This is a genomic window from Methylobacterium crusticola (genome assembly GCF_003574465.1).
GTDB lineage: Bacteria > Pseudomonadota > Alphaproteobacteria > Rhizobiales > Beijerinckiaceae > Methylobacterium > Methylobacterium crusticola.
Genome location: NZ_QOWC01000455.1, coordinates 1 through 1,574, shown reverse-complemented (window position 1 = coordinate 1,574; position 1,574 = coordinate 1). Strand labels below are relative to the sequence as shown.

General features: G+C 73.4%; 1 protein-coding gene. It reads right to left on the bottom strand.

Annotation, left to right across the window (positions count from 1 at the left end; genetic code table 11):
- The coding region (locus DT057_RS34865) for a DUF4118 domain-containing protein (RefSeq protein WP_162501618.1) at positions 1 to 1,574 on the bottom strand (1,574 nt) is incomplete at both ends.

Below are 1,574 nucleotides of genomic sequence, written 5' to 3'. Positions count from 1 at the left end.
ACGACGCGCAGCTTCAGCATCAGGGCGATCTGGTAGGCGGTGGCCCAGAGCACGTCGTCGAGGGTGCCGCAGCCCGCGAGCTTGCGCGAGAAGCCGTAGAGCGCCTCCGTCGCCCGGGCCTGCGCCCGCGAGATCACCGCGTCGACCCGCACCCGCGCCCCCAGGTTGGACACCAGCACCGCCACCAGGGTGAAGAAGAACAGCGCCACCACGTTCGTGGGGTCGGCGATGGTGAAGGTGTAGAGCGGCGGCAGGAAGAAGAAGTTGTAGGAGAGCGAGGACGCCACCACCGCCAGCAGCGAGGGGTAGAGCCCGAAGCGCACCGCCACCGCGACCACGGCGGTGAGGAAGATGAGGTCGGCGCTCTCGTGCCCGAGCCAGGGCTGCACCAGCAGACCGAGGCCGAGCGCACACGCGACGGCCACCAGGGAGACGAAGTAGCCGAGGCTCTCCGGGCGGGAAGGCGGAGCCGTGCGCACCGTCTTGCGCGGCACCGGCTCGCCCTCCACCCCCTCGCCCGCCACGACGTGCACGCTGATCGGGCCGGAGCGGCGCACGAGGTCGTGCACGACCGAGCCGTGCAGCACCTCGAACCAGCGCGAGCGGGCCGACTTGCCGATCACCACGTGGGTGACGTTGCGCTCCTGCGCGAAGCCGACGATGTCCTCGGCGATGCGCCCCTGGCTCGGGATGGTCACGGTCTCGGCGCCCAGGCGCTCGGCGAGGCGCAGGGTGTCGGCGACGCGGTCGCGCTCCACCTCGCCGAGCTGGGCGCTGCGCCGTCCCGCGATCGTGAGCGCCGTCCAGGGCGCCCGCAGGCGGTCGGCGAGGCGCTTGGCGTAGCGCACGAGGCCGCCCGCCCGCGGGTCCTCGCTCACGCAGACCAGCACCCGCTCGCCCGCCGCCCAGGGCCCCGGGATGGCGTGGGCCCGCATGTGGGTGAGGAGCTGGTCGTCGACCCGCTGGGCGGTGCGCCGCAGGGCCAGCTCGCGCAGGGCCGTGAGGTTGCCGGGCGAGAAGTAGTGCGCGAGCGCCCGCTCGGCCTGGCGGGGCACGTAGACCTTGCCCTCCCGCAGCCGCCGCACGAGGTCCTCGGGCGAGAGGTCGATCACCTCGATGTCGTCGGCCCGGTCGAGGACCCCGTCCGGCACGGTCTCGCGCACCCGGATGCGGGTGATCTGGGCCACCACGTCGTTGAGGCTCTCGACGTGCTGGATGTTGAGGGTGGTGTGGACGTCGATCCCGGCCTGGAGCAGCTCCTCGACGTCGAGGTAGCGCTTGGGGTGGCGGCTGCCGGGGGCGTTGGTGTGGGCGAGCTCGTCCACCAGCGCCAGCCGGGGCCGGCGGGCGAGGAGCGCGTCGAGGTCCATCTCCTCGAGGCGGCCGCCCTTGTAGGCGACGGCGCGGCGGGGGACGACCTCGAGGCCCGCGAGCAGCGCCTCCGTCTCGGCCCGCCCGTGGGTCTCGACCACGCCCACCACCACGTCGACGCCCTCACGGTGCCGGGCATGGGCCGCGGTCAGCATCGCGTAGGTCTTGCCGACGCCCGGAGCCGCCCCGAGGAAGATCTTCAG